General features: G+C 67.6%; 21 protein-coding genes and 1 pseudogene. 9 read left to right on the top strand and 13 right to left on the bottom strand.

Annotation, left to right across the window (positions count from 1 at the left end):
- Positions 1-60 precede the first annotated feature (60 nt).
- Positions 61-897, bottom strand: coding sequence for a 3-deoxy-8-phosphooctulonate synthase (gene kdsA / locus H536_RS0111570; RefSeq protein ID WP_024350621.1), 837 nt, complete (start codon positions 895-897; stop codon positions 61-63).
- Positions 894-1,760 carry a VOC family protein gene (locus tag H536_RS0111565; protein ID WP_024350620.1) on the bottom strand — a complete coding sequence of 289 codons (867 nt, stop codon included), beginning with the start codon at positions 1,758-1,760 and terminating at the stop codon, positions 894-896. Before H536_RS0111565 ends, kdsA begins: the two co-directional genes overlap by 4 nt.
- Between H536_RS0111565 and H536_RS0111560 the strand changes: the two genes are divergently transcribed.
- The gene (locus tag H536_RS0111560) at positions 1,743-1,922 is read left to right on the top strand and encodes a hypothetical protein (protein WP_024350619.1); all 180 of its coding nucleotides are present in this window, start codon (positions 1,743-1,745) and stop codon (positions 1,920-1,922) included. The genes H536_RS0111565 and H536_RS0111560 overlap by 18 nt on opposite strands.
- On the opposite strand, the gene H536_RS0111555 is transcribed toward H536_RS0111560, so the two are convergent.
- From H536_RS0111555 to tpiA, 3 genes and pseudogenes are all read right to left on the bottom strand, one after another.
- A complete protein-coding gene (locus tag H536_RS0111555; RefSeq protein WP_024350618.1) occupies positions 1,919-3,547 on the bottom strand; it encodes a CTP synthase in 1,629 nt (542 codons plus the stop codon). The two genes, H536_RS0111560 and H536_RS0111555, sit on opposite strands and share 4 nt — an antisense overlap.
- 287 nt (positions 3,548-3,834) lie before the next feature.
- Positions 3,835-4,329: pseudogene (gene secG / locus H536_RS23280) on the bottom strand (preprotein translocase subunit SecG); the annotation flags it as partial.
- A 116-nt stretch (positions 4,330-4,445) separates the two neighbouring features.
- Complete coding sequence (gene tpiA, locus H536_RS0111545) at positions 4,446-5,201, bottom strand: triose-phosphate isomerase (RefSeq protein ID WP_024350616.1); 756 nt, start codon at positions 5,199-5,201, stop codon at positions 4,446-4,448.
- A gap of 182 nt (positions 5,202-5,383) precedes the next feature.
- On the opposite strand from tpiA, the gene H536_RS0111540 reads away from it, so the two are divergent.
- The 6 genes from H536_RS0111540 to lexA are packed head-to-tail and all read left to right on the top strand — an operon-like array spanning position 5,384 to position 11,611.
- On the top strand, positions 5,384-7,273 hold the full coding sequence (locus H536_RS0111540; protein WP_024350615.1) for a peptidyl-prolyl cis-trans isomerase: 1,890 nt from the start codon (positions 5,384-5,386) through the stop codon (positions 7,271-7,273).
- On the top strand, positions 7,270-8,301 hold the full coding sequence (trpD, locus tag H536_RS0111535) for an anthranilate phosphoribosyltransferase (protein WP_024350614.1): 1,032 nt from the start codon (positions 7,270-7,272) through the stop codon (positions 8,299-8,301). The genes H536_RS0111540 and trpD overlap by 4 nt, the downstream gene beginning before the upstream one ends.
- Positions 8,298-9,113 carry an indole-3-glycerol phosphate synthase TrpC gene (gene trpC, locus H536_RS0111530; protein WP_024350613.1) on the top strand — a complete coding sequence of 272 codons (816 nt, stop codon included), beginning with the start codon at positions 8,298-8,300 and terminating at the stop codon, positions 9,111-9,113. The genes trpD and trpC overlap by 4 nt, the downstream gene beginning before the upstream one ends.
- On the top strand, positions 9,110-9,610 hold the full coding sequence (moaC, locus tag H536_RS0111525) for a cyclic pyranopterin monophosphate synthase MoaC (RefSeq protein WP_024350612.1): 501 nt from the start codon (positions 9,110-9,112) through the stop codon (positions 9,608-9,610). The genes trpC and moaC overlap by 4 nt, the downstream gene beginning before the upstream one ends.
- Complete coding sequence (locus tag H536_RS0111520) at positions 9,607-10,848, top strand: molybdopterin molybdotransferase MoeA (protein WP_024350611.1); 1,242 nt, start codon at positions 9,607-9,609, stop codon at positions 10,846-10,848. The genes moaC and H536_RS0111520 overlap by 4 nt, the downstream gene beginning before the upstream one ends.
- A gap of 43 nt (positions 10,849-10,891) precedes the next feature.
- A complete protein-coding gene (gene lexA / locus H536_RS0111515; protein WP_024350610.1) occupies positions 10,892-11,611 on the top strand; it encodes a transcriptional repressor LexA in 720 nt (239 codons plus the stop codon).
- Positions 11,612-11,705: 94 nt separating this feature from the next.
- Here lexA and H536_RS0111510 read toward each other — a convergent pair whose 3' ends face one another.
- A complete protein-coding gene (locus H536_RS0111510) occupies positions 11,706-14,081 on the bottom strand; it encodes a ComEC/Rec2 family competence protein (protein ID WP_024350609.1) in 2,376 nt (791 codons plus the stop codon).
- Between the two features lie 68 nt (positions 14,082-14,149).
- Here H536_RS0111510 and gltX point away from each other — a divergent pair, with 68 nt between their 5' ends.
- Positions 14,150-15,616: a glutamate--tRNA ligase gene (gltX, locus tag H536_RS0111505; protein WP_373279279.1), complete on the top strand. Its 1,467-nt coding sequence runs from the start codon at positions 14,150-14,152 to the stop codon at positions 15,614-15,616.
- Positions 15,617-15,760: 144 nt separating this feature from the next.
- Positions 15,761-17,053, top strand: a complete 1,293-nt coding sequence (gene gltA / locus H536_RS0111500) for a citrate synthase (protein ID WP_009209493.1) — start codon at positions 15,761-15,763, stop codon at positions 17,051-17,053.
- A gap of 50 nt (positions 17,054-17,103) precedes the next feature.
- Here the strand turns inward: gltA and lpxB are convergent, their stop codons facing one another.
- From lpxB to rseP, 7 genes are all read right to left on the bottom strand, one after another.
- On the bottom strand, positions 17,104-18,279 hold the full coding sequence (lpxB, locus tag H536_RS0111495) for a lipid-A-disaccharide synthase (protein WP_024350607.1): 1,176 nt from the start codon (positions 18,277-18,279) through the stop codon (positions 17,104-17,106).
- Positions 18,276-19,175, bottom strand: coding sequence for an LpxI family protein (locus tag H536_RS0111490; protein WP_024350606.1), 900 nt, complete (start codon positions 19,173-19,175; stop codon positions 18,276-18,278). The genes lpxB and H536_RS0111490 overlap by 4 nt, the downstream gene beginning before the upstream one ends.
- A 2-nt stretch (positions 19,176-19,177) precedes the next feature.
- Positions 19,178-19,984 (bottom strand): acyl-ACP--UDP-N-acetylglucosamine O-acyltransferase, encoded by an 807-nt coding sequence (lpxA, locus tag H536_RS0111485; protein ID WP_009209490.1) that lies wholly within the window; start codon positions 19,982-19,984, stop codon positions 19,178-19,180.
- 2 nt (positions 19,985-19,986) lie between these two features.
- Positions 19,987-20,454: a 3-hydroxyacyl-ACP dehydratase FabZ gene (gene fabZ / locus H536_RS0111480; protein WP_024350605.1), complete on the bottom strand. Its 468-nt coding sequence runs from the start codon at positions 20,452-20,454 to the stop codon at positions 19,987-19,989.
- Complete coding sequence (gene lpxD, locus H536_RS0111475; protein WP_024350604.1) at positions 20,447-21,505, bottom strand: UDP-3-O-(3-hydroxymyristoyl)glucosamine N-acyltransferase; 1,059 nt, start codon at positions 21,503-21,505, stop codon at positions 20,447-20,449. Before lpxD ends, fabZ begins: the two co-directional genes overlap by 8 nt.
- 42 nt (positions 21,506-21,547) lie before the next feature.
- A complete protein-coding gene (bamA, locus tag H536_RS0111470) occupies positions 21,548-24,004 on the bottom strand; it encodes an outer membrane protein assembly factor BamA (protein ID WP_024350603.1) in 2,457 nt (818 codons plus the stop codon).
- Between the two features lie 204 nt (positions 24,005-24,208).
- On the bottom strand, positions 24,209-25,348 hold the full coding sequence (gene rseP / locus H536_RS0111465; RefSeq protein ID WP_029703115.1) for an RIP metalloprotease RseP: 1,140 nt from the start codon (positions 25,346-25,348) through the stop codon (positions 24,209-24,211).
- Between the last annotated feature and the right edge of the window lie 177 nt (positions 25,349-25,525).

Raw genomic sequence — 25,525 nt, 5'->3', positions numbered from 1 at the left:
CTGGTTGCGGTCGGCCGGCGATGGCGCTGACGGCCCTGCCGGCGCCCGGCATGGAGTGTTTCAGTCGAAGCCCTTGGCCACCGCATCCAGGGCCTGCAGGCGCTTCAGGAGCTCTGGCATGCGGTCCAGCGGCACCATGTTGGGGCCGTCCGACGGCGCGTTGTCCGGATCCTCATGGGTCTCGATGAACAGGCCGGCGACGCCGACCGCGACGGCGGCCCGCGACAGCGTCTCGACGAAGCGGCGCTCGCCGCCCGACGAGCCGCCCTGCCCGCCCGGCTGCTGCACCGAGTGGGTGGCGTCGAAGACCACCGGCGCGCCCATCCCCGCCATGATCGGCAAGGCGCGGAAATCGGAAACCAGCGTATTGTAGCCGAAGGACGCGCCGCGCTCGGTCAGGAGCACGTTGGGATTGCCGCTCTCGGTGACCTTGGCGAGCACATTGCTCATGTCCCAGGGTGCCAGGAACTGACCCTTCTTGATGTTGACCACCCGGCCGGTTCCGGCCGCCGCGATCAGAAGATCGGTTTGCCGGCAAAGAAACGCCGGGATCTGCAGGATGTCGCAGACCGTGCCGGCCTCGCGGCACTGTTCCTCGGTGTGGACGTCGGTCAGCACCGGCAGGTCGAAGGTCCGCGCCACTTCCTCGAAGACCGGCAGCGCGTCGGCCAGGCCGATGCCGCGCCGGCCCTTCAGGCTGGTACGGTTGGCCTTGTCGAAGCTTGCCTTGAAGACGTAGCCGATGCCCAGATCGTCGGTGATCCGCTTCATCTTCTCCGCGATCATCATCGCGTGGTCCCGGCTTTCCATCTGGCATGGGCCGGCGATCAGCGCGAAGGGCCGGGAATTGTCGAACACGGTATTGCGAGCCGCGACGGTGCCGTTGGGCGCTGTCATGATGGTCTCTCCTCGAAGGCGATGAAGGGGGTGCTGGCGGGACCGAGCGTGGCGACGATGCGTCCGTCGCGCTCCGTCACGACATCCGGCGCAAGCGCGGCGCGGGCCTGCTCGATATCCGCGACCGCCAGGACCATCCCGGCGAGCCGCAGCCGATCGTCAACGGCCGCGACGCCGTAGCGCGCCTGGGCAAGGGACGGCGTGAGGAACTCCAGAACGACATTTGCCAGGGTCAGTGTCGTGCCGCCGCTGCCGTCGCTTGTCAGCGCCGATCCGGCGATTGTCTCCAGAAGCCGCCGCGTCTCCTCATCCACCGTCCCGACGAGGACGATGCGCAGCAGGCCGTCGGCCCCGTTGGCATGGCGTGACAGCGCCGAGCGATCCGGCGCGACGCTGTGGCGGGCCTCGCAGAAGAACAGCGACGCGACGAATCCGGGCAGCAGGCGGGCGAAGGCGAGACGAAACGACAAGGTCGCCTCGGCGCCATCTCCCTGCCGGAAGGTACGGGAGAAATCGACGGTCGCCGGTTCGGCGAGATCCTGCGCCGTCAGCGCCTCGCGGTCGGCCAGCGCATCGGCAGACCGGAACGCCAGGCCCGAAAAGCCCGGCAGATTGTGTTCGGATCGGAACGCAGCATCCCGCGCGACGAAGACATTCCCCTCCGCCAGCGCTTCGGCCTGCGCCGCCGCGTCCACGACCGCCAGCGGTTCGAGATAGACGCCGTCGGCGAGGAACACGCAGGCATTGCCGGTGCCGAAGGGATGGACGGCGTCCGGTGCAACGGTGAAGCCGAGCGCACCCAGCCGTTCGCGGGCCGTGGCGAGGTCATCGAAGGACAGGACGAGATGATCGATCGCGCGCATGGTCACGGCCTATTCGATCTCCCCCGGCAATTCCAGATGCATGGCGCCCGGCCCGGCCGAGCCCAGATGCCGGACAGCGCCGACAACCGGCATTCCACCAAGGGCGGCATGCTCGTCACGGGGACGCAGCCGCACCGGGTCGGCACGGCCGCAGAGGCCTAGACCAGCCGCGAACGCTCGACGGCGGCGGCGATGAAGCTCGCGAACAGCGGATGCGGCTCGAACGGGCGCGACTTCAGTTCCGGATGGTACTGCACGCCGATGAACCACGGATGGTCGGCCAGTTCGACCGTCTCCGGCAGCAGCCCGTCCGGCGACATGCCGGCAAAGCTCATGCCGACGGCTTCCAGCGGCTCGCGATAGGCGCGGTTGACCTCGTAGCGGTGGCGATGCCGTTCCTCGATGGTGGTGTCGCCGTAGATCTCGGCGATCTTCGAGCCTTCCTTGAGGCTCGCCGCATAGGCACCGAGGCGCATGGTGCCGCCGAGATCGCCCTTCTTGGCGCGCTGCTCCAGCTCGTTGCCCTTCAGCCATTCGGTCATCAGGCCGACGACGGCTTCCTCGGGATCGCCGAATTCCGTCGAGCCGGCGTTCTGGATGCCGGCCAGCGAACGGGCCGCCTCGATCACGGCCATCTGCATGCCGAAGCAGATGCCGAAATACGGCACGTTGCGCTCACGGGCGAACTTGGCCGCGAGGATCTTGCCCTCCGAGCCGCGCTCGCCGAATCCGCCGGGCACCAGAATGCCGTTCACCCGCTCCAGATACGGCGTCGGGTCCTCCTGCTCGAAGACCTCCGATTCGATCCAGTCGAGCTTGACCCGCACCTTGTTGGCGATGCCGCCATGCTGCAGCGCCTCGATCAGCGATTTGTAGGCGTCCTTGAGGCCGGTATATTTGCCGACGATGGCGATGGTGACTTCACCCTCGGGATGGCGAATCCCGTCCGTCACCTGGTGCCAGAGCTGCAGCTGCGGCTTGGGGGCCGGATCGATGCCGAAGGCGGCCAGCACTTCCGTGTCGAGACCTTCGTGGTGATAGGCGATCGGCACATCGTAGATTGTCGCGACGTCCAGCGCCTGGATAACCGCCGTTTCCCGCACATTGCAGAACAGGCTCATCTTGCGGCGCTCTTCCGCCGGCACCTGCCGGTCGGCGCGCACCAGCAGAATGTCCGGCTGGATGCCGATGGCGCGCAGTTCGCGCACCGAATGCTGCGTGGGCTTGGTCTTCAGCTCGCCGGCCGTCGGAATGTACGGCATCAACGTCAGATGGACGTAGATCGCGCCGCCCCGCGGCAGGTCGTTGCCGAGCTGGCGGATCGCCTCGAAGAACGGCAGCGCCTCGATGTCGCCGACCGTGCCGCCGATCTCGCAGAGGACGAAATCGAAATCCTCGTTCCCGTCGAGAACGAATTCCTTGATGGCGTCGGTGACGTGCGGAATGACCTGGACCGTCGCGCCGAGATAGTCGCCGCGGCGCTCCTTGGCGATGATCTCCTGGTAGATCCGCCCGGTGGTGATGTTGTCCATCCGGTTGGCCGAGCGGCCGGTGAAGCGCTCGTAATGGCCGAGATCCAGATCGGTCTCGGCGCCGTCGTCGGTGACGAACACCTCGCCGTGCTGCGTCGGGCTCATCGTGCCCGGATCGACGTTGAGATAGGGGTCGAGCTTCCGCAGCCGCACGCGATAACCGCGTGCCTGCAGGAGTGCACCGAGTGCGGCCGATGCAATGCCCTTGCCGAGAGAAGAGACCACGCCGCCGGTGATGAAGATATATCGCGCCATGGGCCTTCCCGATATCGCGGCGGAGATGATTCCGCCAGTCACTTTTTACACATGCGAAAAACCAGCGGGGCACCCGAAGGTGCCCCGCCGATGACGTTCAATGGGCGAACGAAGCGCTACTGGCCGTTCTGCGGCGTGGCCGGCTCGTCGGACGGACGCGTCGTGCCCGCGGCCGGCTCCTCGACGGGCGGCACGGTCGGCGCGTCTTCGACGCCCGGTGCATCCTCGGCCGGATTGGCGGGAATTTCCTCGACAGGCGCCGCCTCGGTGGCCGGTGCGGGCGCTTCCTCGGCCGCCGGTGCCGGCTGCGCCGGAGCTGCGGTGGTCTCGCCGGTCGGGGCTGCCGGCGCCTCGTCGGGCAGCGACGGAGCCGCGCTCGGTGCGTCGGCGGCGACCGGTGCCGTCTCGGTCGCGGCGCCGCCAGCGGGAGCCTGCGGCTGCTCGGGAAGACCGCCCAGCTGATCCAGCAGGCTGCCACCCTGATCGCTGCCGTCACCGGCCGGCGCACTCTGGCCGCTCTGATTGACCGGCAGGCGGTCCAGGATGTCGGTCGGCTGGGCGCCGTAGCGGGCCAAGATGCCGAGGGAGAGCGAGGTGACGAAGAACGCCGCTGCCAGGATGCCGGTCGTGCGGGTCAGCGCATTGGCGGCACCGCGGGCCGACATCATGCCGCCGCCACCGCCACCGATGCCGAGCGCACCGCCTTCGGAGCGCTGCAACAGAACGACGACGACGAGCGTCACGACGATCATCAAGTGGATGATGATGAGAATGGTTTCCATGGAACTTTCGCAACGCGTCTATTCGATAATTGCGCGCCTTCTACAGAAGCGACGCCCGCTTTCCAACCGTATTCGGCATTTGCGGGCGATTGGGCGCGCGGCCCGTGTCGTTCCGGTCAGGCTGTCGGCGACGCCTGACATATCGCGATGAAGTCCGACGCCTTCAAGCTGGCCCCGCCGACAAGGGCTCCGTCGACATTGTCGATGGCCAGGAGTTCGGCCGCATTGCCCGGTTTCACCGACCCGCCATAGAGGATGCGGACCCCGTTTCCGGCCTCGCCAAAGCGCTCGACCAGCGTCCGGCGGATGAAGTCGTGGATGTGCCGCACGTCGTCCGCCGTCGGCGTCTTGCCGGTGCCGATCGCCCAGACCGGCTCATAGGCGACAACGACGCGGTCGCCGTCCATGTTGTCCGGCAGCGAGCCGGCCAGTTGCCGCGCCAGAACGTCCGTCGTCGCGGCGGCATCGCGTTCCGCCTCGGTCTCGCCGATGCAGATCACCGCGATCAGGCCCGCGGCCATCGCAGCCTCGGCCTTGGCGCGGACCAGTTCGTCGCTCTCGCCATGATCGGCGCGGCGCTCGGAATGGCCGACGATCACGTAGCGCGCGCCGACATCCTTCAGCATCGCAGCGGAAATGTCGCCCGTATGGGCGCCGCTTACGGCCGGATGGCAGTCCTGGCCGCCCACGGCGACATGGTTGCCGAGAATGCCGAAGCTCGCCGACAGCATCGTAGCCGGCGGACAGATCAGGATGTCGCGGCCCTGGTTGAGGCCAGCGCCGGCGGCTTCGGCCAGCGTCTGCAGCTCACCCAGCTCCTTCAGGAGCCCGTTCATCTTCCAGTTTCCGGCAATCAGCGGCGTCGGTGCCATCGTGTATCCTCAGCTCTTTGTCAGGCGCCCAGGGCCCGGCGCGGACCTTACGCATCGAAGGGCGTAAATCAATCGTGCGGGTCGCTTGCGTCCGATGGGCCCGGTTTCCTAAAAGGCACGGAACAGAATGCCCAGGATCGCCTCGCGCGCGACGATCCTTGTCGGGCGAACGGGAGACCATCATGCTCAACACGCTCCGCGGCAGCATTTCCGGCTGGACGGCCAAGATCCTGCTCGGCCTTCTCGTGCTCAGCTTTGCCGTCTGGGGCATCGGCGACGTCTTTCGCGGCGGGGTGGCGAATGCCGTGCTGACCGCCGGCGAGACCGAAGTGTCGCTGCAGGACTATGCGCTGGCCTACAACCGGGCTCAATCCCGCCTCGCCCAGCAGATCGGCCGCCGGCCCACCGCCGAGGAAGCCGAGATGTTCGGCATCGGCCAGTCCGTCATCAGCCAGCTGGTCGCAGGCGCCGTGCTCGATGAGCAGGGCCGCCGCATCGATCTCGGCCTGTCGCAGGACCGCCTCGCCCAGGTGATCGCCGAGGACCCGACCTTCCAGGATGCCTCGGGCAATTTCTCCCGCGCCCAGTTCCAGAATGCGCTCTACAACGCCCGGATCAGCGAGGCCGACTACATTCGCGGCCAGGAGAACCAGGCGGTGCGCAGCCAGATCGTGGACGCGGTCTCGGAAGGCATCGCCATTCCCGACGCCTTCTCCACGGCGCTCGGCCTCTACAATGGCGAGCGGCGCACGATCGAATACGTGACGCTGACCCCCGCCACCATCCCTCCCGTGGCCGACCCGTCGGACGAGGTTCTCGCGACCTATTTCCAGGAGAACAGCGAAACCTACGCCGCGCCGGAATATCGTTCGGTGGCCTACGCGGTGCTGACGCCCGAGGCGATGGCCGACCCGACGACGATCACCGACGAGGCGGTCGCGGCGGATTACGAGCAATACAAGGAGCGCTATACCACCGCCGAGCAGCGCCGGGTGCAGCAGATCGCCTTCCCCGACGAGGCGGCTGCGCAAGGCGCCAAGGCTGAGCTCGAGGCGGGCACCAGCTTTGCCGATGTCGCGAGCGAGGCCGGCCGCAGCGCCGCCGATATCGATCTCGGCCTCGTCACCCGGTCGCAGATTCCCGATGCGACGGTCGCCGAGGCGGCCTTCTCGCTCGCCGAGGGCGAAGTGTCGGACGTGGTCAGCGGCGCCTTCGGGCCGGTGCTTCTGCAGGTCACGGAAATCCAGCCGGAAACCGTGCAGACGCTGGAAGAGGTTTCCGACGAGATTCGCTCGGCACTGGCACTCGTGGCGGCCAGCGATACGGCCAACAGTGCCTACAACGCCTTCGAGGATGCCCGCGCCGGTGGCGCAACCTTCGCCGAAGCGGCGCAGAGTGCCGGCCTGACGGTGCAGACGATCCCGGCCGTCGACCGCGAGGGCAACGGCCCGGACGGCCAGCCCGTCGCCGAACAGCCGTCGGCGCAGGAATTCCTGCCCGGCGTCTTCGAGACCGAGCCCGGCCTCGACAATGTGCCGATCAACTTCCAGTCCAACGGCTACGTCTTCTATGACGTGATCAGCATCGACCCGGCCCGCGACCGCACCCTCGACGAGGTGCGCGACCGGGTGGTGGCCGACTGGAAGGCCGCCGAGACGGACAGGCAGCTCGCCGAGCGCGCCGAGCAGATGAAGACCGAGCTGCAGGCCGGCCAGAGCATGGCCGATGCGGCGGCCGCGGTCGGCGCGGAAGCCCGCACGGCAGCGGCGATCTCGCGCCAGTCCGGCGTGTCGGAACTCGGCCAGGCCGGCGTCAATGCGGCGTTCTCCGGCGGAACCGGCACGGTCGCCACGGCCGCTGGTCGCGAGGCCGGCTCGCAGATCGTCCTGCGCGTCGTCGAGGTTGCGCCCCCGGCTGACCCGGCGGCCAACGTCGCCGCCAACGAGCGCAGCCAGATGACCGGCATGCTGGAGAACGACATTCTGGAGACCTACGTGTCGCTGCTCCAGAACGACACCGCCATCGCCGTTCACCCGGCGGGCATCGAGCGGGCGAAGGCCCTGATCCGTTGAGCCAGAGCCTGAAACCCTTCATCGCCAAGGTCGCGGCGGGCGAGACGCTGGACCGCGCCGAGGCCGGCGAGGCCTTTTCGGTCATGATGTCCGGCGAAGCGACGCCGTCGCAGATCGGCGGCTTCCTGATGGCGCTGCGCGTGCGCGGCGAAACCGTCGACGAGATGGCCGGCGCGGTGGACGTCATGCGCGCCAACATGCTGCGCGTCGAGGCGCCGGCGGGAGCCGTCGACATCGTCGGCACCGGCGGCGACCACGCCGGCACGCTGAACGTGTCCACCTGCTCGGCCTTCGTTCTGGCCGGCTGCGGCCTTGTCGTCGCCAAGCACGGCAACCGTGCCCTGTCGTCCAAATCCGGCGCGGCCGATGTCCTGATGGCGCTCGGCGTCAATGTCGACCTGAAGCCCGACGCCATCTCGCGGGCCCTCGCGGATGCCGGCATCTGCTTCATGTTCGCGCCGACCCACCACGCCGCCATGCGGTTCGTGGGCCCGAGCCGCGTCGAGCTCGGCACCCGCACGATCTTCAACCTGCTCGGACCGATGTCCAACCCCGCTGGCGTCGGCAAGCTGCTCTTGGGCTCGTTCTCGCGGGAATGGCTGGTGCCGATGGCCGAGACGCTGCGCGCGCTCGGTACCGAATCCGCCTGGCTCGTCCATGGCGACGGTCTCGACGAGATGACGGTCTGCGGCACCACCGAAGTCGCGGCGCTGGAGAATGGCGAGATCCGCCAGTTCGCCATCGAGCCGGAGGATGTCGGCCTGCGCCGCTGGCCGCTGGCCGACATCAAGGGCGGCGACGCCGCGACCAACGCGACCGCCTTGCGTGCGGTTCTGGACGGGGCCGACAATGCCTATCGCGAGATCGTTCTTCTGAACGCGGCGGGCGCTCTGGTCATGTCGGGACATTCGGCCGATCTGCGCGAGGGCATCGCCAAGGCCGCCGACGCCATCGACAGCGGCCGCGCCCGCGCCGCGCTGGAGCGGCTGGCCGCGGTCACCCAGGCGATTGCGGGGGAAACCAAATGAGCGATATCCTGCAGCGGATCGAGGCCTACAAGCGCGAGGAGATCGCCGCCGCCAAGCAGCGGATCTCGCAGGCCGATCTCGAAGGCCAGTTCGCCGCCGTCGAGCCGCCGCGTGGCTTTGCGGCGGCGCTCGGCGCGCGCCACCGCGCCGGCGAGTTTGCGCTCATCGCCGAAGTGAAGAAGGCCAGCCCGTCCAAGGGCCTGATCCGCGAGGATTTCGATCCGCCCGCCCTCGCTGCCGCCTATGAGCGCGGTGGCGCCGCCTGTCTCAGCGTCCTCACCGACACGCCGTCCTTCCAGGGCGATCCGTCCTTCCTGACGGCGGCGCGCGCGGCGACCACCCTGCCCGCGCTGCGCAAGGATTTTCACTACGATACCTATCAGGTGGCCGAGGCCCGGGCCTGGGGCGCCGACGCGATCCTGATCATCATGGCCGCGGTCGACGACGCCCTCGCCCGCGACCTCGAAGCCGCGGCCATCGCCTATGGCCTGGACGTGCTGGTCGAGGTGCATGACGAGGCCGAGACCGAGCGGGCGCTTGCGCTCGCATCGCCGCTGCTGGGCATCAACAACCGCAATCTGCGCACCTTCGAGACCTCGCTGGACACCGCCGAGCGGCTCGCCGCCCTCGTGCCCGACGATCGCGTCCTGGTCGGCGAAAGCGGCATCTTCACCCATGCCGACTGCCAGCGCCTCGCCGGACACGGCATCCGCACCTTCCTCGTCGGCGAGAGCCTGATGCGTCAGGACGACGTCGAGGCCGCGACCCGCGCGCTGATCGGCGGCGATCCCGCCGTCACGGTGTCCGCATGAGCGATCCGCGCGACGTCACGCTGACCCATCTCGACGCCACCGGCGCCGCGTCGATGGTCGATGTCGGCGACAAGGAGCGCACGCGCCGCGTCGCCGAGGCCGAAGGCTTCGTGATGATGGAGCCGGCGACGCTCGACTTGATCCTGGCCGGCGAGGCCAAGAAGGGCGACGTCATCGGCATTGCCCGCATTGCCGGAATCATGGGCGCCAAGAAGACCCACGACCTGATCCCGCTCTGTCATCCGCTGATGCTGGAGAAGATCGGCGTCGAGATCACCGCCGAGCCGGCGCTGCCCGGCCTTAGGGTCACGGCGACGGCGCGGGTCGGCGGCAAGACCGGTGTCGAGATGGAGGCGCTGACCGCCGTCTCGGTTGCCTGCCTCACCATCTACGACATGGCCAAGGCGGTCGACCGCTCCATGACCATCAGCGGCATCCGCCTGCTGGCGAAATCCGGCGGCCGCTCCGGCGACTGGTCGGCGGACGCCGCGTCGTGAGTCTCATCCCCGTCGAGGAGGCCTATCGTCTCCTCGTCGAGGACGCCCGGCCCCTCGCCCGAACCGAGACGCTGCCGCTGCGCGACGCCTCGGGCCGCATTCTGGGCGCGGACCTCGCCTCGCTGCGCACCCAGCCGGCCTTCGACGCCTCCGCCATGGACGGCTACGCGGTCCGCGCCGCCGACCTCGGCGACGAAGCGCCCTTCCCCTCCCTGCGGCTCGTCGGCGAATCGGCCGCCGGCCACGCCTATGACGGCACGCTGCAGCCGGGCGAGACCATCCGCATATCCACCGGCGCGCCGGTTCCCGCTGGCGCCGACGCCATCCTGATCCAGGAGAACGCCCACCGTCGGGACAGCACGGTCACCGCGACGGCGCCGGTCGTCGTCGGCCAGCACATCCGCCCGGCGGGAATCGATTTCGCCGCGGGCACGCCGCTTCTCACCGCCGGCACCGTGCTGACCCCGGGCGCCATCGCGCTGGCCGCCAGCGGTGGTCATCCGTCGATCCCGGTACGCGGCCGGCCCCGCGTGGCGATCCTGGCGACCGGCGACGAACTCGTCCTGCCCGGCGAACCCATCGGTCCGTCGCAGATCGTCGCCTCCAACACCTTCGGTGTCGCCGCACTGGTGCGCGAGGCCGGCGGCCTGCCGCTGAATTGCGGGATCGCGCCCGACCGCGAAGCGGCCATCGATGCCCAGCTGACACAGGCGATCGCGGACGGCGCCGACATCTTCGTCACCATCGGCGGCGCATCGGTCGGCGACCACGATCTCGTCGGCAAGGTCTTCGCCGCTCATGGCGTCTCCCTCGACTTCTGGAAGGTGGCCATGCGACCCGGCAAGCCGCTGATGGCCGGCAGGCTGGGCGACATGCGGGTCGTCGGCCTGCCCGGCAACCCCGCCTCCTCCATGGTCGCCGCGACCCTGTTCCTGGCACCGCTGGTTCGGCGCCTCGCAGGCCGTCCCGCGCGTCCGCTGTACCGCCGGGGTATTCTCGCCGCGCCGATGCCGGACAATGGCGACCGCACGGATTTCGTGCGCGCCCGGATCGAACCGGACGGCGCCGGCCCACCCCGCATCGTGCCGTTGTCGCGGCAGGATTCCTCGCTGCTGTCGATCTATGCCGCGGCCGATGCGCTGCTCGTCCGCCCTGTCCGCGCCGCACCGGCCGAAGCGGGCGATCCCTGCGATTACGTCCCCCTGACGGCGCTGGAGCCACTTGCGGAACACAACTAGAACAGATAGGTTTGTTCAGGTTTTGTTTTGAGGAGTCGCCCGGATGCTGACGCGCAAGCAGCACGATCTTCTGGTCTTCGTGAACGATCGGGTGCGCGAGACTGGTGTGCCCCCGTCCTTCGATGAAATGAAGGACGCGCTGGACCTGCGGTCCAAGTCCGGCATTCACCGCCTGATCACCGCGCTCGAGGAGCGGGGCTTCATCCGCCGCCTGCCCAACCGGGCCCGCGCGCTGGAAATCCTGAAACTGCCCGAGTCGATTCAGGGCAACCGCCCGGCCCCAGTCGGGCGCACCGGCTTCAAGCCGAGCGTCATCGAAGGCAGCCGCGACGCGGCCCGGCCCGCACCCGCGGCTCAGCCGGCGCCGGCCAAGGCGTCCGCCTCGACGGCCATTCCTGTCATGGGGCGCATTGCCGCCGGCGTGCCGATCTCGGCCATCCAGCACAACACCCATTCCATCGTCGTTCCGCCGGATATGCTGGGCAGCGGCGAGCATTACGCCCTCGAAGTGAAGGGCGATTCGATGATCGAGGCCGGCATTCTCGACGGCGACACGGTGGTCATCCGCCGGGGGGACACCGCGACTCCGGGCGAGATCGTGGTCGCCCTCGTCGACGACGAGGAAGCGACGCTCAAGCGATTCCGCCGTCGCGGCGACACCATCGCGCTGGAGGCGGCAAATCCGGCCTATGAAACCCGGATCTTTGGCTCGGACAGGGTCAAGGTCCAGGGCAAGCTGATCGGCCTGATCCGCCGCTACTGACCGCTCCGGACGCGACGCGGTCGGCGCAGAACGGGTGATAGGGCCTCGCGACTTGCGCCCGAAGCGTTGAGGCCCGAAACCGGCTCGTCCTCGCTCAGGGCGCAGTCGTCGCGGTTCGGCCTGCGCTGGCCGAGCCGCCATTGCTGACGGTCGCCGACGCGGGTTGCGTGACAGGCACCTGCGGGTCCGGTGCAGCAGGCTTGCGCCAATATTCCGGCCAGGGCGCCAGCCGATGGACGTTCCAGCGTTCGGGTGGATCGCTGATTGCCTGCACGATGCGGGGCCGGCCTGTCGCCGCCTCCCGGCCGATCGCCAGCGAGCCGGTCCGCCGCAGCGTGCGCAGCGTCACCAGAGCCGCGCCGGACCGGCATTCGGCAAGCCGGATCGCCCGTGAGACGATGGCAACATCCGCCTCGTCGCAGGCATTGCCCGTGCGGGCATAATCCTCCGTCCAGACCACCCGCAGGCCGCCGCGCGTGGTGAAGCGGCAGTATTTGGCCGCGCACTCGGCGGGAATCGTCGCACGGATCCGCTCGGTGTCCGTGCCCCGCGGCGCCCGCGCCTCGAAGGCCCGCTCCCATTGTTCCGCGATGAAACCGCTGGGCCTTGCACGAAGGAAAGCAAGCTGGCCCTCCGCCGCGAGAGTCGCGACCTCCTTGCCGTCCTCGAAGATCAGCAGTTCCGGTGGGACCGTCCTGTCGGGCGCTGCGACGAATCCGGCGAGTGCCAGCGGCAGGCCAAGCCAGCGCAACCGGCTTGCCAGACAGGACGCGGTGAGGATCGCCGCCGTCAGCAGCAGAAGTCCCGATGCGGTCATGCGTCCGATCGCCTGGTCCGGCAGCCAGGCATAGACGTTGCGGGCGATCTCGAAGACGAGCCAGAGGCCGGCACCCATCGCCTGGAACGGCCAGGCGTCGAGCCCGAACGGAATCAGCAGCGTTCCCACCAGCGCCAGCGGCATGATCCACAGCGTGAACAGCGGCATGGTCAGGAGATTGGCGACGAAGCCGAAGGCCGCCATCCGGTGGAAGTGATAGGCGGCATAAGGCGCGGTCGCCGATCCCGCGAGAAGCGACGTGACCATGATCGCAGAGAGCGCGACGAGGATCTTGCCGGCGACGCCCCTATCCGTCTCGCGGCCGCGTTCGCGCCCTGCCCGCCATTGCGACAGGGCCGCATAGCCGCCGATCAGCGCCACGGTCGCCGCAAAGCTCATCTGGAAGCTGGCGGTCATCACCGCATGCGGAGCGACGAGGATGACGACGATGGCAGCGATCGCGACGTTGCGAAGCGTCAGGGCGGGGCGGTCGATCAGCACCGCGCCGAGCATGATCGCCAGCATGACGAAGGAGCGCTGGGTCGCGACATTGGCGCCCGAGATCGCCAGATAGATCGCCGCGACCACGAGCGCGACGATGGCGGCGATCTTCTTGGCCGGCAGGCGCAGCGAGATGGCCGGCACGAGCGACAGCGACGACCGCACGGCCAGCATGGCGAAGCCGGCGACGATCGCCATGTGCAGGCCCGAGATCGACAGGACATGGGCGAGCCCCGTGCCGCGCAGCCATTCGCGGGCATCGTCGGGGATACCGGCGCGCTCGCCGGTGATGAGGGCCGCGGCGATGGCGCCCTCGCGGCCTCCGATCACCGTGCTGATCCGCTCGGTCAGGGCGAGGCGCGTCTGCGTCTGCACATGCCGCAGTTCGGCCAGAAGGCCGCCTCCATCGCTGGTCGCCGTGGACGGCATCGGCTCGGCCTCCGGCGCGCCGAGCGAATAGCCATAGGCTCCGATCCCGGCGAAGAACGGCGCCATGGCAAAGTCGTAGCTGCCGGGAAAGGCCGGACCGGACGGCGGCCCGAGCCGAACGAGACCGCGATAGAGGCCGCCGGGCGCGATCGGTTCATGTCGGCTGCCGACGACGATGCGCACACGCTCCGGCGGTCGCGACAGGACCGGCCGCTCGGTTTCCGCGACGGCGATCACATAGCGATAGCGTCCGTCCTCTGTCCGCTCCCGTGAGACGACGGGTCCGGCGATGCGCACCGTGGCCTGGCCGGACAGGATCGTAGTTTTGGTGCGCTGGATCTCGCCGATCGCAAGGGCGGTACCGACGAGGGTGAAGCCAGCCAGGATCAGCATCGGGTGCAGAAAGGGGCGCCCCACCCGGCGCAGCGCGAGGCCGAGGCTGGCGATGGCGGCAAGGACGGTCAGCCAGATACTCGGGGCCCAGCCGGCGCCGTGGACGAGCGCCACGCCGATCATCAGGCCAAGCGGGACCAGCAGGAAACCGGTGCGAGCGCGGGTCTCGGCGGCAAGCTGGTCGGCGAGCCAGTCCCGGCCAAGTCGGCGCCAGCGGGCGCGCGGCGGCAGCACGATCGTCGCCCGCCAGCGCCGGAACGCCGCCCGAACGGCGTCGCGCCGCCCGAAGGCCGCGCCTGCGCGTTCGTCGCGATCGCTGGCGCTGTCCATGCCGTCCGGTCCCGTCGGCTTGTCTCTCCCCTCGCCTATGGTACACAGCCGCCAAGCGAAAGCGATCCATGCCGATCGCTCCCAACACTCAGCGTATCAATATCGGAGAGACCATGACGGACGCCGTCGTGACCCGCTTTGCCCCCTCGCCGACGGGCTTCCTGCATATCGGTGGCGCACGCACGGCGCTGTTCAACTGGCTCTACGCCAGGGCAACGGGCGGCAAGATGCTGCTGCGGATCGAGGACACCGACCGCGCCCGCTCGACCGAGCCGGCGGTCCAGGCTATCATCGACGGCCTCGACTGGATGGGCCTGACCGCCAACGAGCCGCCGGTGTCGCAGTACGAGCGGGCGGACCGCCATCGCGAGGTGGTCGAGGAAATGCTCGCCCGGGGCGAGGCCTATCGCTGCTACGCCAGCCAGGCCGAACTGGAAGAGATGCGCGAGACCGCACGCGCCGAGAAGCGTCCGCCGCGCTATGACGGCCGCTGGCGCGACCGCGACCCGTCCGAGGCCCCCGAGGGCGTCAAGCCGGTGATCCGTCTGCGGGCGCCGCTGGAGGGCGAGACGATCGTCCGCGACAAGGTGCAGGGCGACGTCCGCTTTCCCAACAAGGATCTCGACGATCTGGTGCTGCTGCGCTCCGACGGCAGCCCGACCTACATGCTGGCCGTGGTCGTCGACGACCACGACATGGGCGTCACCCACATCATCCGCGGCGACGACCATTTGACCAATGCCGGGCGCCAGACGCTGATCTACAAGGCGATGGGCTGGGACGTGCCGGTGATGGCGCACATCCCGCTGATCCACGGCGCCGACGGCGCCAAGCTGTCGAAGCGCCACGGCGCGCTGGGCATCGAGGCCTACCAGGCCATGGGCTATCTGCCGGTGGCGCTGCGCAACTACCTCGTGCGCCTCGGCTGGAGCCATGGCGATTCCGAGATCATCTCCACCGAGGAGATGATCGAATGGTTCGATCTGGGCGAGATCAACAAGGGCGCCGCGCGCTTCGACTTCGCCAAGCTGGAAGCGCTCAACGGCCACTGGATCCGGCGCAGCGACGACGCCGATCTCGTCGACATGCTGATGGCCGAGCGCGACGTGCTGCCCAATGGCGGCATCCTGAAGACCCGCTCGGACGACGAGATCCGATCCAAGCTGACCGCGGCCATGCCCGGACTGAAGGAGCGCGCCAAGACCCTCGTCGAGCTGACCGAGAGCACCGCCTATCTGTTCGCCGACCGGCCCTTGTCGTTCGAGGACAAGGCGGCGGCGATTCTCGACGATGGCGGCCGCGAGATCGTCGGCGCGCTCGCCAAGCGCTTCGAGGCGGCCCCGGACTGGTCTGCGGAAGAGCTGGAGGCCATAGTACGCGCCTATGCCGAGGAGAACGGTCTGAAGCTGGGCAAGGCGGCACAGCCCCTGCGGGCGGCCCTGACCGGCCGCACCACCTCGCCGGGCGTGTTCGATGTACTGGCCGTCCTCGGCCGGGACGAATCGCTGGCGCGGCTGGGCGACCAGTCGGCCTGACCAAGGACAGGACTATTGCGGCGCAACACACTGCGTGATCGGAAACTTGTCGCACTCCTGGGTTTGGAGTAGTCAGGCATCTGAACAATCTGTGTGCGCTGCGAGAGGTTGATACCTGAGCGGCTATCATCGAAGGGAAAACGCATGACGGAACAGTCGGCGAAGCTCACATTGGGTCAGAAAGATGCGGATCTGGCCGTTCGCAGCGGCAGCATCGGACCGGACGTCGTCGACGTCACCGCGCTGTACAAGCAGACCGGTCTCTTCACCTACGACCCGGGCTTCTCCTCGACGGCGTCCTGCGAATCCAAGATCACCTACATCGACGGCGACGAGGGCGTGCTGCTGCATCGCGGCTACCCGATCGACCAGCTCGCCGAGCGCGGTGATTTCCTCGAGACCTGCTACCTGCTGCTCTACGGCGAGCTGCCGACGACCCGCGAGAAGGACGATTTCGTCTACCGCGTGACCCGGCACACCATGGTCCACGAGCAGATGAGCCGGTTCTACACGGGCTTCCGCCGCGACGCGCATCCGATGGCCGTGATGGTCGGCTCGGTCGGCGCCCTGTCGGCCTTCTACCACGACTCGACGGATATCGCGGATCCGCACCAGCGGATGGTGGCGAGCCTGCGCATGGTCGCCAAGATGCCAACCATCGCGGCGATGGCCTACAAGTACCATATCGGCCAGCCCTTCGTGTATCCGCGCAACGATCTCGCCTATGCCGAGAACTTCCTGCACATGTGCTTTGCGGTGCCGTGCGAGCCCTACCGGATCAACCCGGTGCTGGCGCGGGCCATGGACCGGATCTTCATCCTCCACGCCGATCACGAGCAGAACGCCTCGACCTCGACGGTCCGGCTGGCCGGCTCTTCGGGCGCCAACCCGTTTGCCTGCGTTGCCGCCGGCATCGCCTGCCTCTGGGGCCCGGCCCATGGCGGCGCCAACGAGGCCGCGCTCAACATGCTGATGGAGATCGGCACCAAGGACCGCATCCCCGAGTTTATCGCGCGGGCCAAGGACAAGAACGATCCGTTCCGCCTGATGGGCTTCGGCCACCGGGTCTACAAGAACTACGATCCGCGCGCCAAGATCATGCAGCAGACCTGCCACGAGGTCCTCGACGAGCTCGGCATCAAGGACGATCCGCTGCTCGAAGTGGCGATGGAGCTCGAGCGCATCGCGCTGACCGACGAGTACTTCATCGAGAAGAAGCTCTACCCGAATGTCGACTTCTACTCCGGCATCACCCTGAAGGCGCTCGGCTTCCCGACCACCATGTTCACGGTGCTCTTCGCCGTGGCGCGCACGGTCGGCTGGATCGCCCAGTGGAAGGAGATGATCGAAGACCCGCATCAGCGGATCGGCCGTCCCCGCCAGCTCTATACGGGCGCCGAGATGCGCGACTACGTCGCGGTCGACGAGCGCGGCTGAGGCGTTTCCGCTTCGAGATCAACGAAAAGCGGGCGCTGCGGCGCCCGTTTCTATGTCTGGATGGACGTCCTGCCGCGCGCAATGCAATCGAGGACGATCGCGGCGGCCGCCTCGCCCGGCGCGACGTCGATCCGCATCATCTCGCGGATGTCGGCAAAGCCAGCGCGCTGCGCCGCCCGCTCCGGCGTCGGCGTCATCAGCCGCTCGAGCCGGCGGGCCAGCATTTCCGGGCGCACGAATTCGTGGAAATGCTCCGGCACCAGCGCGTGCCCGACGATGAAGTTCGGCATCGCCGCCGTCCAGGCCGAGATCAGGTGGCGAAACTGGTAGGCCACCGGGTCGAGCCGGTAGGCCAGCGCCATCGGCACGTCGGCGAGCGCCAGCTCCAGCGATACTGTGCCGGAGGCCGCCAGTGCCGCGTCGGCTTCGGCAAAGGCCGTCCATTTCGCGGTCTCACCGGTGACGATCTCGGGCTTCACCTCCCAGGCGGCGATCTTCTGTTCGATCAGACGACGGTGCCGTACGAGCGCCGGAATGACCGCCGTGACGCCCGGCATACGCCCGCGCAGGACATCGAAGGTACGGCCGAAATCGTCGATCAGCCGGTTGATCTCGCCGCGGCGCGACCCCGGCAGGATCAGGAGACGCGGCGGCGATGCCGGTGTGCGCTCCGGCGCGGTGCGTGCCGGGTCCGCGATCATCTGCGCCAGCGCCGGCACCCGCATCAGCGGATGGCCGACATAGGTCGATGGCGGCCCATCCAGCCGTTCCATGGTGGCCGGCTCGAAGGGCAGGATACAGATGGCGTGGTCCACATAGGCCCGCATCTTCTGGGCCCGCTCCTCGCGCCAGGCCCAGACCGTCGGCGGCACGTAATTGACGATCGGCACGTCAGGCAGCTTTTCGCGCACCCGCTTCGCCACCCGGTGGGAGAAGGTCGGGCTGTCGATGATGACGAGAATATCGGGACGCGCGGCGATCACTGCATCGGCCACTTGAGACAGTCGGCGCATCAGCTGCGGTAGCCGCGCCAGGATCGCGCCGATACCGATGATCGACAATTCGTCGATGTCGAACAGGCTGTCGAGACCCTCGGCCTGCATCGCCTCGCCGCCGAGCCCCACCAGCCGCAATTCGTCGCCGAGTTTCGGACGAAGGGCGCGGATGAGATCGGCGCCGATCCGGTCCCCCGACGCTTCCCCGACCACGAAGGCGATGGTCGTCATGGCCGGTCTCCCCCGTCGTCGCCGTTTGCCATACCGGTATCCTCTTCGAGCCCTACGATGGCGATTCCCGCGGCTTCGGCGGCCTCGAGCACATCGTCGATCCCGAGGACCAGACTGCGCCCGGCCGTCGCCCCGATCACCGTGATGCCGGCTGCGGCCGCCTCCTCGATGGTGGCGCCGCCGATGCTCGGCAGGTCGAAGCGCTCGTCCTGGGTCGGCTTGACGCTCTTCACCAGCACGCAGCGCTCGGAACGTCCGATGCGGCCGCGAATCTTCAGATCGGCGACCCTTTGGAGCATCTCGCGCGTGCCCTCGATCCCTTCCAGCGCGATCACCCGGTCCCGGGACGCAACGACCGCCTGTCCGATGTCGAGCTCGCCCAGCCGCGCCGCGGCCCCGACGGCAAGCACCAGCGCCTGCTGTTCGTCGACATCGGGCATGCGACGGGTCAACGTGCCGCCGGGGGTCAGGAGCTGCGGAACGATGTCCTGCACCGCCAGCATCTCGAAGCCCTGGCGCTCCATGTAGCGCGACAGGGCGCGCAACAGCCGGTCGTCGCCACCCCGCACGATCTTCAGCGCCGCAGGCAGCCGGATCAGGGTCTGGAAACTGGGAATGAGCGAGCGGAAATCGGGACGGTGGCTGACGGTGCCGCAGAACACCATGCGCCGGACCCCGCAGGACTTCATGTAGGCGATCGCGTCGCCGGTACGGCCCCAGGGATAGGCGCCCCCTTCGTAACCCGACCAGTCGCCGGCCATGCCGTCGCCGATACGCACCACGACGACCCGCCAGCCTGAGGCGCGCGCCGCTTCCGCCACCAGTCGCGGCAGCGAGCCGCCCCCCGCCACCAGACCGAGAACGTCGCCCGGCCGATCGGGAGCCAGTCCGGGCATTGTCAGCTTAGCTGGGGATGGCGCGGAAAGCACAGGGCGCGATCGCCGCCCGAGCGGATGAACCCGAGGAGATCCTGCACGAGCGGATCGTTGGGGAACTCGCTCTGCACCTCGTCCATGTTCTCCTTGAACGTCAGATCGAAGGAAAATAGCATCCGATAGGCGCGGCGGACATTGCGGATCGCTTCGCGATCGAAGCCGGCCCGCTTCATGCCGATGACATTCAGGCTCGACAGATAGGCACGGTTGCCCAGCACCATGCCGAAGGGGATGACGTCCCCCTCGACGGCCGCGAGGCCGCCCACATAGGCATGGTGGCCGATCCGGGTGAACTGGTGAATGCCCGAGCCGCCGGCGATCGTGGCATAGTCGCCGATCGTGCAGTGACCGGCGAGCATGACGTTGTTGATCACCGTGACGTTGCGCCCGACGATGCAGTCATGGGCGACATGGGCACCGGTGAAGAAGGCGCAATTGTCGCCGATGGTCGTTTCGGAGCGCCCCTGCACGGTGCCGGGGTTCATCGTCACATGTTCGCGGATCAGGCAGTCGCGGCCGATCACCAGCCTGGTGTCCTCGCCGCGATATTTCAGATGCTGCGGCGCATGGCCGAGCGAGGCGAACGGCCAGATCTGCGCATTCTCGCCGATCACCGTGTTGCCCCACAGCGCCACATGCGAGCGCAGGCGGCTGTTGGCACCAAGCTGCACCTGCGGCCCGACATGGCAGAACGGGCCGATCTCGCAGCCGTCACCGATCACAGCGCCGTCCTCGATGACGGCGCTCGGATGTATGGTCGTCTCGGCCATGATCAGTTCGGGCCGCGGGGCGACAACATTGCGCTGACGACCGCCTCGGCCACCTTGACCCCGTCGACCTGCGCGACGCAGTCGAATTTCCAGATGTTGCCGCGCTTCTTGGACTGGGTCACGTGGTATTCGACCCGGTCGCCCGGAACCACAGGCTTGCGGAACTTGGCGCCGTCGATGGTCATCAGATAGACGAGCTGCGGCGTGCCGCCTCCGGTCGCCCGGGTGCAGATGGCGCCGGCGGTCTGGGCCATTCCCTCGAGAATCAGCACACCCGGCATCACCGGCGCCGTCGGAAAATGTCCCTGGAAATGCGGCTCGTTCGCGGTGACGTTCTTGATCCCGATCGCGCTGCGGTCCCCGTCGATGTCGATGATACGATCGACCAGCAGGAACGGATAGCGGTGGGGTAGAAGCTCCATGATCTCCAGGATATCGGCGCTTTCGAGTACCATCGCGTCGTCACTCATCTGTCTTCCTTGGAGAACGTCCCCGTTGCGCAAGCTCAGATAACGTCATGAGCTCACGAAACCAGTCCCGAACGGGTTTTGCGGGCGTGCCGCCCCAGCGCGCGCCCTTCGGCACGTCGCCGGCGACCGACGATACGGCCGCGATCTGGGCCCCGTCGGCGATGGTCAAATGGCCGTTGATGCCGGTCTGGCCGCCGATCATCACGCCGTCGCCGAGTGTCGTGCTGCCGGAAATGCCGACCTGCGCGACGATCACGCAGTGCCGCCCGATCCGCACATTGTGGGCAATCTGGACCTGGTTGTCGATTTTGGTGCCTTCGCCGATCACCGTGTCGCGAACGCCGCCCCGATCGACGGTCGTATTGGCGCCGATCTCGACATCGTCCTGGATGATGACACGGCCGATCTGCACCGCCTTGACGAGACCGGTGGGCCCCGCCGTGTAGCCGAACCCGTCCTGCCCGATCCGCACGCCGGGATGCAGGATCACCCGATCGCCGACCAGCGCATGGGTCAAGGTCACGTTCGAGCCGATCCGGCAATTGCGGCCGATACGGCAGCCGGCGCCGATGACGGCGCCCGCACCGACGATCGTCCCGCGGCCGATCTCGACGCCGGGACCGATCGACGCGAAGGCTTCCACCGTCACGCCGTCTTCGAGCTTGGCTTCGCGGTGGATGTCGGCCTTGAGCGAGACACCGTGCGATCCGGTGGCCGGCGTCGGCAGGACGGCGCCGGGAAACAGCGCCCGGCCCGCCTCGGTGAAGGCGATCGCGGCACTGTGGGTCACCAGGGCCGGCATGCCCGACGGCAGCAGCCCGACATTCTTGGGAGAGACGAGAACGCAGCCGGCCCGCGTTGCCGCGAGCTCGGCGCTGTAGCGCTTGCTGTCGAAGAAGGACAGGTCCTGCGGCCCTGCCTCGGACAGGGCAGCGATGCCGGTTATCCGCAGAGCCGGGTCGGCCCCCTCGCCCAGGCTGGTGCCCGTCAGGCTTGCCAGCTCCGCAAGGGTGAGACCGTCGCCGCGCGGGAAGAAAGTCAATTCATGCATCGGGACGGTCTGGGCCGGACAAGCCGGCCCCCACATTGTCGATCAGAAGCGGGACGAGAATCCGAAGGAGAATTCCTGCAGCTCGTCGAAATCTTCCTTGGCCAGCGGATGGGCGTAGTTCACCCGCAGCGGACCGAAGGGCGATGCCCAGATCAGGCCGACGCCCGCAGACGCGCGCAGCGAGGCATCGACGCCGATGACACCCGGATCGTTCTCGTACTCACTGCCCCAGAGCGAACCGGCATCCGCGAAGACCGCACCCCGGAAGCCGAGGTCACGCGAGATACCCGGCAGCGGGAAGGTCGCTTCCGCCGAGGCGTTGGCATAATTGTTGCCGCCGATCGACACGCCGTTCTGGCGCGGGCCGATGCCCTTGTAGTCGAAGCCCCGAACGATGTCCTGGCCCTTGAAGAAGTTGTCGAACACCCGCAGGCCGTCGCCGCCGAAGGAGGTGACGTTGCCGCCGCCCGCATTGAGCGAGCCGATCACGTCGTATTCCTCGTTCAGAAGGTGGAAATAGCTGGCCTTGCCGGTCGTCTTGACGAAGTTCGCATCGCCGCCGACACCGGCAAATTCCTGCCCGGCCTGGATGAAGAAGCCGTTGCGCGGATCGTTGGTGTTGTCGAGCGTGTTGTAGGTCAGCGTGTAGGAGACCGACGACGTCAGATACGGGCTTTCGCAGATCGCCTGGTTGATGATCGGCGAGTCCGTATAGGGCGGCGCCACGGCGGCGTTGCCGTTCAGATCGACGATATTGCTGTTCGGGTTCGGCGTGCCGCAGGTGCTCTCGAAGAGATTGCCGCTTCCATCGATCAGCTGCGCATTGGTGAACTGGTTGTAGGTCGTGCCGTTATCGTCGCCGAACTTTTCCTGCTTGATGTTGTAGGCGATCTGGGCCGTCAGGTCCTCGGTGATCGGCGCCGCGATACGGATGTCGCCACCGGTGCGCTCGGAGTCGTAATCGCCCGAGCTGCTCTCGCTGTGATAGACATCGAAGCCGGCGGCCAGACGACGACCGAGGAAATACGGCTCGGTGAAGGACAGGCTGTAGTTCCGGGTGTCGGCACCGAAGCCGGCGGAGACCTTGATGAACTGGCCGCGGCCGAGGAAGTTGCGCTCGGTGACGCCGATCTCGGCGACCGGACCGGAGCTCTCGCCACCGGTCGTGTAGCCGCCGCCCAGCGACAGCTCACCGGTGGCCTTCTCGACCACGTCGACGATCACGATGACGCGGTCCGGCTCGGCGCCGGGCGCGGTCGAAACCGAGACCTTCTCGAAATACTTCAGGTCCTCGAGGCGCTGCTTGGCGCGCTGCACCAGCACCTGGTTGAAGGCGTCGCCCTCGGACACGTCGAACTCGCGACGAATGACATAGTCGCGGGTCTTGGTGTTGCCGCGGATCTCCAGACGCTCGACATAGGCCCGCGGACCTTGGTCGATGACGTAGTCGATGGCGATCGTGCGGCTGGCGAAGTCGCGGTCGCCGCGCGGGGTGACCTGCGCGAAGGCGAAGCCGGCATTGGCGAGGCTGTTGGTCAGGTTGACCAGCGTGTCCTCGACATCCTTGGCGCTGTAGACCTCGCCCGTCTGGGTCTCGATCTCGCCATAGAGCGACTCGGTGTCGACGCCGGCGACGGTGCTGTCGATCGTCACGTTGCCGAAGCTGTAGCGCTCACCCTCGTCGACGGTGATCGTGATGAAATAGCTGTTCTGGCTCTCGTCGAGCTCGGCCACCGACGACACGATGCGGAAATCCGCATAGCCGCGGTTGTAGTAGAAGCGGCGCAGCGTCTCTTCGTCGGTGCGCAGGCGCTCCGGATCATAGATGTCGTTGCGCTGGATGAAGCTCAGGATGCCGCTCTCGCGCAGCGCGATGACCTGCTTCAGCCGGCTGTCGCCGAAGGCGTTGTTGCCGACGAAGCTGATGCTCTCGATCTTGGTGCGGTCGCCTTCCTGGATGTCGTAGATGACATTGACGCGGTTCTCGCCGATCTCCTGCGTGCGCACGGTGACGATGGCGTCGCTGCGGCCGATGCTGGTGTAGGCGGCCTGGATGGCGTCGACGTCGGCCTGCGTGGTCGCGCTCGAATAGGCTGCGCGCGGCTGCGTCTGGACGGCGGCGATGAGCTGCTCGTCCTTCACCTTGGAATTGCCCTGGAAGAGCACCTGGTTGACGATCTGGTTCTCGTCGACCTGCACGATCAGCGTGCCGCCGGACTGGCTGATACGCACATCCGAGAAGAGGCCGGTGGAGAACAGGCGACGGACCGCCTGATCCTGATCGGCTTCGGAGACGTTCTGGCCGGCCGAGATCTGCATGAAGCCGCGGATCGTGTCCGCCTCCACGCGGCTGTTGCCGCGAACGTCGATGCGATTGACGACAGCCGCCTCGGCGACCGTGACAGCGGCAAGCTGGGCCCCGAGGGTCGCAGCTGCAAGAACCGTCGAGGAAAGCGCGACAGCGGAGACCGCGCGCATGATATTCGTTCCAGCCCTCATTGGCCCAGCCACCTTTTCATCATTGTATCGAGACGCAGTGGGAGCAATGCGCATCGTTGCCTTGTACCGGCTTTCCGAGTCCGTTCAAGCAAACTGGCCCGAGTCCCTTTAGGAATCGGAAAAGCCGTTGCAACGTTGTCACGGACATCGTCGCTTTGGTTAACAGTTTGCAAGCCCCCAAGTCCCCCGACCCGGCGGGACTCATCAGACGAGTCCCGAAATATCGTTCCAGAAGGCGAATACCATAAGCAGCATCACCAGTGCGAGCCCAATTCGGAAGCCGACTTCCTGCACCTGTTCGCTCAGGGGCCGGCCACGGATCGCCTCGAATGCGTAGAACAGCAGATGTCCGCCGTCCAGCATGGGAATCGGCAGAAGGTTGAGCAACCCGATGGAGACCGACAGCAGCGCCGCCAGATTGAGCAGCGCGCCCAGTCCTATCGTCGAAACCTGACTCGACACTTGCGCGATTCGGATCGGACCGCCGATCTGGTCGGCGTTCTGGCGACCGGTGATAACCTCGCCCATGAAGTCCACGGTCCGTGTCGTGACGAACCAGGTCTGCGAAACGCCGTAGGCGACCGCCTCCACCGGCGACAGGCTCTCCACCCGGAACGACGAGCCGTCATTGTTCGCCACTAGTCCGACGACCGGCACCTTGAACTCGTTGCCGAACCCGTCCGTCTGGACCTCGCTGCGCGGTGTCACCGTCAGCTCGACCGGCGAACCGTTCCGCTCTACCGTCATGCGGATCGGCGTGTCGGCCCGCGAGGACACATAGCGCTGCAGGTCGGAGAAATAGCGAATCGTCTCGCCGTCGGCGGACAGCACCTTGTCGCCCGGCTTGAAGCCGGCGGCCGCGGCAGGCGAACCGTCCCTCACCTCGGCAACGACCGGATCGCCGACGACGCGTCCCTCGACATAGGCGACGCCGGCGAAGATCACGATCGCCAGGATGAAGTTGGCGATGGGGCCCGCGGCCACCGTGGCGGCACGGCGCCCGACACTCTTGGCCGGAAAGGCCCCGCTGCGCTCGGCGTCCGACATCGCGTCCACCGCGGCTCTGTCCGGTACCGAGGCCGCGTTCTCGTCCCCGAGGAATTTGACGTAGCCGCCCAGCGGCACCGCCGCGAGCTTCCAGCGCGTGCCGCGCCGGTCGTTGAAGCCGATCAGTTCCGGGCCGAAGCCAACAGAGAAGACCAGCGCCTTGATGCCGCACCAGCGACCGACGAGGAAATGCCCCAGCTCGTGGAAGAAGACGATGATCGTCAGGACGAACAGGAACGGGACGATGTAGATGAGGCCTCCGCTCCAGATCTGGGCGAGCCCGACAGGCGATTCCATTCCGCACCCTTTCGCGTTCCAACCCGGACCGCCGGTTCCGGACCGGCATCGACATCCGGTCGGGACGATGCCGCATTCAAATGATCAGACAATGCCCGTGGCTGCGCGCTCTCGAGCGGCGCCGCGGGACCCTTTCCATAGCAGTTGACGAACAAGTCGCAATGATGACGGCGCCCG

Source organism: Aurantimonas coralicida DSM 14790 (genome assembly GCF_000421645.1).
GTDB lineage: Bacteria > Pseudomonadota > Alphaproteobacteria > Rhizobiales > Rhizobiaceae > Aurantimonas > Aurantimonas coralicida.
Note: the sequence above shows the minus strand (reverse complement) of the source record. Positions and strands in the feature narration are given on the sequence as shown.

Excerpts from the sequence above, each read along its gene's own strand:
- H536_RS0111560 (WP_024350619.1), top strand. The coding sequence starts at position 1,743 with ATGATCGATCGCGCGCATGGTCACGGCCTATTCGATCTCCCCCGGCAA.
- H536_RS0111540 (WP_024350615.1), top strand. The coding sequence starts at position 5,384 with ATGCTCAACACGCTCCGCGGCAGCATTTCCGGCTGGACGGCCAAGATC.
- lpxB (WP_024350607.1), bottom strand. The coding sequence starts at position 18,279 with ATGACGACCATCGCCTTCGTGGTCGGGGAAGCGTCGGGGGACCGGATC.
- trpC (WP_024350613.1), top strand. The coding sequence starts at position 8,298 with ATGAGCGATATCCTGCAGCGGATCGAGGCCTACAAGCGCGAGGAGATC.
- bamA (WP_024350603.1), bottom strand. The coding sequence starts at position 24,004 with ATGAGGGCTGGAACGAATATCATGCGCGCGGTCTCCGCTGTCGCGCTT.
- H536_RS0111490 (WP_024350606.1), bottom strand. The coding sequence starts at position 19,175 with ATGCCCGGACTGGCTCCCGATCGGCCGGGCGACGTTCTCGGTCTGGTG.
- tpiA (WP_024350616.1), bottom strand. The coding sequence starts at position 5,201 with ATGGCACCGACGCCGCTGATTGCCGGAAACTGGAAGATGAACGGGCTC.
- lexA (WP_024350610.1), top strand. The coding sequence starts at position 10,892 with ATGCTGACGCGCAAGCAGCACGATCTTCTGGTCTTCGTGAACGATCGG.
- moaC (WP_024350612.1), top strand. The coding sequence starts at position 9,110 with ATGAGCGATCCGCGCGACGTCACGCTGACCCATCTCGACGCCACCGGC.
- rseP (WP_029703115.1), bottom strand. The coding sequence starts at position 25,348 with ATGGAATCGCCTGTCGGGCTCGCCCAGATCTGGAGCGGAGGCCTCATC.
- H536_RS0111555 (WP_024350618.1), bottom strand. The coding sequence starts at position 3,547 with ATGGCGCGATATATCTTCATCACCGGCGGCGTGGTCTCTTCTCTCGGC.
- fabZ (WP_024350605.1), bottom strand. The coding sequence starts at position 20,454 with ATGAGTGACGACGCGATGGTACTCGAAAGCGCCGATATCCTGGAGATC.
- kdsA (WP_024350621.1), bottom strand. The coding sequence starts at position 897 with ATGACAGCGCCCAACGGCACCGTCGCGGCTCGCAATACCGTGTTCGAC.
- H536_RS0111510 (WP_024350609.1), bottom strand. The coding sequence starts at position 14,081 with ATGGACAGCGCCAGCGATCGCGACGAACGCGCAGGCGCGGCCTTCGGG.
- lpxA (WP_009209490.1), bottom strand. The coding sequence starts at position 19,984 with ATGGCCGAGACGACCATACATCCGAGCGCCGTCATCGAGGACGGCGCT.
- gltX (WP_373279279.1), top strand. The coding sequence starts at position 14,150 with ATGCCGATCGCTCCCAACACTCAGCGTATCAATATCGGAGAGACCATG.
- H536_RS0111565 (WP_024350620.1), bottom strand. The coding sequence starts at position 1,760 with ATGCGCGCGATCGATCATCTCGTCCTGTCCTTCGATGACCTCGCCACG.
- lpxD (WP_024350604.1), bottom strand. The coding sequence starts at position 21,505 with ATGCATGAATTGACTTTCTTCCCGCGCGGCGACGGTCTCACCCTTGCG.
- gltA (WP_009209493.1), top strand. The coding sequence starts at position 15,761 with ATGACGGAACAGTCGGCGAAGCTCACATTGGGTCAGAAAGATGCGGAT.